At 65.1% G+C, this 7,342-nt stretch carries 6 protein-coding genes; 4 read left to right on the top strand and 2 right to left on the bottom strand.

Annotation, left to right across the window (positions count from 1 at the left end):
- The 4 genes from BMX29_RS19460 to BMX29_RS18440 form a co-directional block, all read left to right on the top strand.
- On the top strand, nucleotides 1-646 hold a 646-nt coding region (locus tag BMX29_RS19460), incomplete at its 5' end, for a hypothetical protein (protein WP_092815865.1).
- On the top strand, nucleotides 643-2,799 hold the full coding sequence (locus BMX29_RS18450; RefSeq protein WP_244889283.1) for an integrase catalytic domain-containing protein: 2,157 nt from the start codon (nucleotides 643-645) through the stop codon (nucleotides 2,797-2,799). The genes BMX29_RS19460 and BMX29_RS18450, both read left to right, overlap by 4 nt.
- A complete protein-coding gene (locus BMX29_RS18445) occupies nucleotides 2,796-3,758 on the top strand; it encodes an ATP-binding protein (RefSeq protein WP_092815859.1) in 963 nt (320 codons plus the stop codon). The genes BMX29_RS18450 and BMX29_RS18445 overlap by 4 nt, the downstream gene beginning before the upstream one ends.
- 510 nt (nucleotides 3,759-4,268) lie before the next feature.
- Nucleotides 4,269-4,943: a GntR family transcriptional regulator gene (locus BMX29_RS18440; RefSeq protein WP_092815856.1), complete on the top strand. Its 675-nt coding sequence runs from the start codon at nucleotides 4,269-4,271 to the stop codon at nucleotides 4,941-4,943.
- Here BMX29_RS18440 and BMX29_RS18435 read toward each other — a convergent pair.
- A complete protein-coding gene (locus BMX29_RS18435; RefSeq protein ID WP_092815853.1) occupies nucleotides 4,923-5,750 on the bottom strand; it encodes a sulfite exporter TauE/SafE family protein in 828 nt (275 codons plus the stop codon). The two genes, BMX29_RS18440 and BMX29_RS18435, sit on opposite strands and share 21 nt — an antisense overlap.
- 8 nt (nucleotides 5,751-5,758) lie before the next feature.
- Nucleotides 5,759-7,339 (bottom strand): gamma-glutamyltransferase family protein, encoded by a 1,581-nt coding sequence (locus BMX29_RS18430; protein WP_092815871.1) that lies wholly within the window; start codon nucleotides 7,337-7,339, stop codon nucleotides 5,759-5,761.
- Nucleotides 7,340-7,342: the final 3 nt, after the last annotated feature.

Here is a 7,342-nt window from a genome sequence, read left to right as displayed (position 1 = left end):
TATGACGGCTACACCGCATCGGGCCAGCTTCCCGTGCTCCCAAAGGGGTCAGTTTTGGACGCCGATAAGGGGTCCCGATTGGGCGCCGATTGACATCCATTTTGAGAGCAAGTCCGAGTTCGCTGTCGCCCTCGATGCGCTGTTGGACCCGAGCGTTTTCGGCTTGGAAGTCCAGCTCCCGCCGGTGCGCTACTGGTGCCGCACGAGCCAAAAGCGCCGGTCCCATCACTTCGACATGAGATTGACCTTCGACGACGGGCTTCGGCGCGCGGTATTTGTCCGGAACGGCGACAGCCTTTCCAAGCGCAAGACGCAAGACGAGATCGAGGACATCTTCAACGCGATCCCTGAGGATTTCGCGGATGAAGCCATCGTCGTGAACGGCGACCACTTCACGAGAGCCTACCGCGACAATCTGCGCCGGATCTGGGAGGTATCCGCGGTTGAGGATGCTGACGCCGATGAGCGGCTCGAAGAGGCCGCGCGGACGACCAATTACTGGTTGCTCCAGGATCTCATCAAAAAGAGCGACCTGACGTCCCCGCGTGGGTTTGGTGCGGCTCTGAGACTGCTTGGTCGTCGGATCCTGTGCGCAGACTGGCATGCCGTGATTGGCGTCCACTCCCGCATCGAGTTGAACGCGTGACAAGCACGCCCCTCTATAAGGTTCCTTCGGGATCACGTTTTGTTCTGGAGGGGCGTCACTGGCTGGTCACCGGTCGCGAAGAGCACGGCTATGCCGTGGAAGGCGTCGAGGATGGCGAGTGCCTCACTCTCTCTTATGACCGCGTCGACAGCGCGATCAAGGAACGGGTCTGCGAGATCATCAAGCCCGTGGACGCCGAGGTGCGCGAGGCACTGATCAAGTTCACCGGCGGTATCGAAATCTTCGAGCAGTTGTCAGGGGAGCAGCAGGACACGGTTAGGGCCCGCCTTGCTATCGTGATGGCGATGGACGAGCTCGAAGCCGAAGGTTTGCGGCTGACGCAACGAAGCATCAGCGAGAAGGGCGCATACCGCTCCGTTCTTCTGAACCGCGCGACCGAGCTGTCGAAGGGCAGAAGGTTCATCGAGGCCGCAAGAGGGGGAAAGTTCAAACGGCTGTTCCAGTGCCCGCAGGGACGCACGCTTGCGCGGTATCGGCAGAATTACCATCGCTATGGTCGGAACCCGGTTGCCCTGATCGATCGAGACCATTTGAAGGGACGGCCAGCTGAGCGTCTCAGCTACCTCCAGGAGCGCTTCATCGACTACATTATCGAGCAGTGGAACCGGGTCGAGAAGCCGACGCTGGCAACGCTAGTCGAGGACGCAAAGCCGGTTTTCCATGTCCTTCCCGAGCAGATCGCCGACGGCTTCAAGTTTCCATCGATCACCACCATTCGTGCCCGTATCAAGGCGATGTCCGAGGTAGTTAAGGCGGTCGGTCGCAGCGGAGTGCGGCATGCGACGAACCTCAAGGGAGCTGGATCTACCGACATCCGAGCCTTGATGTACGGTGAGAAGGCCGAGATTGATCAAGTCTATTTGTCGATCTTCACGGATGACAGCGGTGCAGTCAGGTCGCGCGTCATCAACCCGAATGAGGTTGATGAGGACCTGGCAGAAAACGAAATCCGGAGACTGTGGCTTCACGCGATGTTCGACGTGGCGACGCGCCTCCCGCTCGCATGGATCATCGCCGAGACGGCCGATGCCGATCACAGCCAGGCTCTGCTGCGCATGGCGACGCGGGACAAGACCCGGGAAAAGGTTCGTTACGAGTGCAAGCGGGATCCGGCGCCGGCGGTCCATATCGCAATGGCAACGGCAGATAATGGCAGCGCAACGCGCAACGGCGCGATTTACGCCAGCCAGCTAGGCATGGGGACAGTGGTCGAACTCGGCCGCGCCTACCATGCGACCGACAAGCCCTACGTTGAGCGGGCGTTCGGAACCATGCAGTGGCAGGTCCTGAATTTCCTCCCGGGATACACCGGCAGCCGGCCCGGAGAACTTGAGGGCTACGAGCCGAAAAAGTCCGCGAAACTCAAACGTGATCAGCTTTACGGGATTATTACCCGCTTCCTCGTCGACGACTACTCGCATAGCGAGCACCGTGGCACAGGCATGTTCAATGCCACGCCTTGGGAAAAGCTCGAGGAAGCCGTCTCCACTTATGGGGGAATCGACGCGCCTTCGCAAATGCGGCGCTGTCTGCACCTCGGCGTGAAGACGCAGGCCAGCACAACGTCCGAAGGCGTGCTGGCGTTCAACCTCCCGTTCAATTCGACCGAACTCCAGCGGTATGCCGGGGGCACGTCGAAGCGTGTCACGATCCACATGGATCCGGATGATCTTCGGAAGGCATACGTCACAGCTGAAAAGCATGACAAGGTCATCGAGGTCGACCTCAGAATGACCGCTCTGCAGGATCTGACCCTCGAGGAAGCCATCGAAGTCATGGAAACAGCCTGTCGGCGTGATCCGAAGGCGCAGGAACTTCATGATCGCCACCTTCATGAAGTGCGGAAGCGCTTCGCACAGGAGTCGGGTTTCTTCCCGGACTCGCGCGATCCCTCGAATTATCAGACCATGGACAAGCTCAGGCGGCGGGCTGACCGGCTCGCGCAGGTGGAGATGCGTCCGACCGGTATCGCGGGGCCGACCGCGCCGCCTGGCCAGGTAACGGATCGCTCCTCGGGCAATCACGTCTTCAAGGTTAAGAAATCTGGTGCGCCTGATCAGGGCATCGGGGACAAGAAGCCCTCCAAGTCGGGGCTGGCAAGTTTCAAACCAATCAAGGAGAGCAAGCTGTGAGTTCGTTCCTTAACGAAGCCGTCGCGCAGGCCGCGAACGCCAACAACGGCCATCACTATCCGCTCGACCGCGGGAGCACGCTCCGCAAGTCGTTCAGTGATCTCCTCAGTCGGCACGTCGGTAGGCTGCGGGGGTCCGCCCGGTTCGAGGCCGAAATCCTCGTCGTCACGGGCCTGAGTGGGACCGGCAAAACCCGGGAAATCACCAAGATGCTCGACGAGTTCAATGGGGACGAGCTTCCGCTGCCCGACGGAAAGCCGGCACGCGTTGTCCATTGTCTTCTTGACCGGAAGGGCGGCTGGAAGGACCTCGGACGCAAGACCTTGAAGGCGATGGGCTACTCCCTCTCCGAGAGAGCGCGGCTGACACAGAGCGAGATCTGGGAGCGCGTCGCGTTTCAGGCCCGGGCCCAGGGCATCATCGGAGTCTACTACGACGAGGCGCAGCACATCTTCGCGGGTAAGTCGGACAACGACCGCGAGACCATCCTCGACAGCTTCAAGACCCTGCTGAAGTCGCATGATTGGCCGCTAATGCTCATCATGTCAGGCGTTCCCGAGCTCGCCCCTCACGTCAGGTCGCTGGATCAGGTCTATTCCAAGGTGACCTACCTTCATTTCGAAAACATCGACCTTCCGAACGATTACGAAGTCGTCCACGAGATCGTGGGCAGCTACGCCTTGAAGAACGGTCTGGCCGTTGAAGATGAGATCTTCAGCCATGAGTTCTATCACCGGCTCGCCACTGCCGCTGCCTTCCGGTGGGGGCTGCTCATCAACATGGTTATCGAGACGACCGCGAGGGCCGTCGAAGCCGGGTGCGAAACCCTGAGTTGGCAGCACTTCACGGATAACTGGGTGGCAAAAACGCAGATGACCCAGATCGCCACGCCGTTCACCCATGAGGGCTACGAGACGATGTTCCGGCCGGACAAGCCGTTCCAGACAGCGATCGGCTAGCCGCATCATAAGCTCCAGACCCTTGAATGAACCCGCGCTTCGGCGCGGGTTTTTTCGTGTCTGCGCATGGCGCAGAGCAGGGGAGAAGTTCAGTATAAGGCCTGCGCATGCTTTTACTGTTTGCGCACGCTATTGGCGTTTTTCGGCGCGGATGCGCGATTAAGTAATTGATAATAATGATGAAATAAGGAAGGCGAATCGCAGGCGTGCATTCTTGCGCACTGTTTTGCCGCGTCTGGCTTCTACGGGGTTCCGTGAAACGGGATCCGGTAGACCCGCGCATCCCTGGGCGTTCGCTCTGCGCCGCTCCGCGAAGGCATCGCGGTGCTTGTCCTTCGTTTCGGGATAGAGACCGATGACATTTTCGCGGTCCGTCACCCGCTCGACTACAAAGTCCTCGGCGGCGGTCGTCTCGTCGGGCTTTGTCGCCCGTGCCGCGTCGAAACGATTGGAGGCGGGCGCGGGGATCGGGTAGGGAAGGGCGACCGTCAGCAACGTACCGAAACAGCCATGCCCGAGACGTCCAGGGACGTGCACAGCACCGCCATCGCCTCGACCCTCGAGAGCGAGATCATCGCCGGCGAGATCGCCGCCGGCGCGCGGCTGGACGAGCAGTCCCTCACCCGTCGCTTCGGGGTCTCGCGGACGCCGGTGCGCGAGGCGCTGCACATGATCGTCGCCCGGTCGCTGGCCGAGCGCGTACCCTATCGCGGTGTCATCGTCGCGGCGATCACGCCCGAGCGTATCGAGCAGATGTTCGAGGCGATGGCGGAGATCGAGGCGCTCTGCGGCCGGCTTGCCAGCGAGCGGATGACCATGGGCGAGCGCGCGGCGCTCGAGGACGATCACCGGCGGCTGGGCGATGTGGCGGCGCGCGGCGCGGCAGCGGCCTACGAGCAGGGCAACACCGTGTTCCACGACCGTATCCACGACGGCGCGCACAACGCGGACCTCGCCGAGGCAAGCGCCACGCTTCGTCTCAAGCTGGCGCCGTTCCGCAAGTCGCAGCTGGCCTCCGCCGACCGCATGCGCCGCTCGAACGAGGAGCACGCGGCGATCGTGAGCGCGATCCTCGACCGCGACCCGGCCGAGACCGAGCGCGCCCTGCGCCGCCACTTCTTCAGCGCGGCGCAGGAGGTGCTGCTCGGGCTGCGCCGCAGGTCCTCATCCGAGGACCTCCAGTAGCATCCGGACCGCCGTGATCGCGAGGAACAGGGCGAAGAGCCGCCGCAGGAGCTTGGTGTCGACCGCGTGGGCAAGCCGCGACCCGAGCGGCGCGAAGCCAACCGTGAAAGGCAGGATGATCGCCGCCGCTACGAGGTTCACGTAGCCGAGCGACAGCGGCGGGCGGTCGGGCACGTTCCAGCCCGCCACCACGAAGCCGATCACCGCCGGAACCGCGATCAGGAAGCCGAACGCCGCCGCCGTGCCGACCGCGCGCCGGGTGTCCACCGAGAACGCGCTCAGGAGCGGCACCGACAGCGTGCCGCCGCCGATCCCCATGAGAGCCGAGAGGAACCCGGTCACCAGCGACAGCCCGGCGTTGACAGCGCGCGAGCGCGGCATCGCCTCCGAGATCACCAGCGTCTTCGGCACCGCCATGTTGATGGCCACCAGCAGGGCGAGGCCGCCGAACACCGCCTTGAGGCCGTCGGCCTCGAACAGGCGCGAGGCGAGCCCGCCCAGCAGCGCGCCCGCGGCGATCCATGGTCCCCAGAGCCGGAGCAGGCCCTTGTCCACCGCGCCGCGCTTGTGATGCGCGCGCGCCGAAGAGACCGAGGTGAAGCAGATCGTGGCAAGGGAGGTGGCCACCGCCATGTGCATGGCGATCTCGGACGGGAAATCCGTCAGCGACAGGATCCAGAACAGCACCGGGACGAGGACGATACCGCCCCCGACGCCCAGAAGCCCGGCGAGGATGCCCGCGACCACGGACATGACTGCGAGGATGCCCGCGATCAGGATAAGCTCGGACGGGGACAGGCCGGACATTCAGAACCTCACAGGCAGAGGGCCGCCGCGTCGGCGCGGGGATCGCTCGCGCTTTCGAACAGGCCCGAGGGATGGTGCACGACCGCACCGGCATGGCCGGCGAGATCGGAGAAGGGGGCGATGGTCTCGACGTCGTGTCCGGCGTCTAGCAGCGCGGCGACGAGGCTCGGGTCAAAGCGGTCCTCGAGTTTGAGCGTCGTGGTCTCCTGGCCCCAGGTCTTGCCCAGAAGCCAGCGCGGCGCGGTCACCGCCGCCTGCAGGTCCTGCCCGTACTGGGCATAGCGGGTGAACACCGCCGACTGCGTCTGCGGCTGGCCTTCGCCGCCCATGGTGCCGTAGGCCATGACGCGCCCGTCGGTCAGCTCGGCCATGGCGGGGTTGAGCGTGTGGAACGGCACCTTGCCGGGCGCCAGCCGGTTCGGCCCGGGCGCGAGCGAGAACCCGGCGCCGCGGTTCTGGAAGAACACGCCGGTGTCCGGGCAGGTCAGGCCCGAGCCGAATTCCCAGAACACCGACTGGATGAAGCTGACGGTCGTGCCGTCGCGATCCGAGGCGCCCATCCAGATCGTGTCGCCCTCCTTCGGCTCGTACGGCCAGGGCAGGGCGCGGGCCGGGTCGATCCGCGCGGCCAGGGCATCGAGACGCGCGTCGGCCAGCCAGTCGGTCGCGGGTTCGGACATGGAAGACGGATCGCCGAGGCCCGCATTGCGCAGCAGAAAGGCCTGCTTGGTGGCCTCGATCAGCCCGTGGACATGGGCGAAGCCCTCCGGCGCGTCGACGCCGAGCCGCTCGTAGATCCCGAGGATCATCAGCGATGCCACGCCCTGGGTCGGCGGGATCATGTTCCACAGCCGCCCCCATCGGGTGTCCAGCGCAAGTGGCGTGACCTGCCGCGCGGTCTGGGCGGCGAGATCCCCGGCGCGGAGCGGGGAGCCATGCGCTTCGAGAAAGGCGGCGTGGGCCTGCGCGATCTCACCATCGTAGAACGCGCGGGCGCCGTCTCGTCCGATCCGCCGCAGCGTGTCGCCGAGGGCTGGTTGGGTCAGGCGCTGGCCGGTTGCGGGCGGTCGGCCGTCGATCAGGAAGTGCTCGGCGAAGCCCGGCACGGCGCGCAGGCCGTCCAGCTTGTCCGCCGTGGTCCGGGACTGGTTGCCGGTCACCGCGATGCCGTCCTCGGCGTGGGCGATGGCGGGCTCCAGCAGGCGCGACAGGGGCAGGGTCGTGCCCTCGACCAGATCGAGCGCGGCGCGCCAGCCGTCCACCGTGCCCGGGGCGGTGAGCGCCGCCGCGCCGCCCCGGGCCGGGATCGCGTCGTGCCCGCGCTCGGCATACCAGTCGGGCGTCGCCAGCGCCGCCGCAGCGCCTCCGGCGAAGATGCCCACCGGCGCCGCGCCCGGGCGCTTGACGATCCAGAAGCCGTCGCCGCCAATCCCGTTCATGTGCGGGTAGACCACCGCGATGCAGGCTGCGGCGGCGACCATCGCCTCGATCGCCGAGCCACCCTCGGCGAGGACGTCCCGCCCCGCCAGCGCCGCCGCGCGATGGGGCGCGCTCATCGCGCCGTTCAGCCCCAGTGCCGTGTGAAGCATGGC

Source organism: Roseivivax marinus (genome assembly GCF_900109705.1).
GTDB lineage: Bacteria > Pseudomonadota > Alphaproteobacteria > Rhodobacterales > Rhodobacteraceae > Roseivivax > Roseivivax marinus.
Note: the sequence above shows the minus strand (reverse complement) of the source record. Positions and strands in the feature narration are given on the sequence as shown.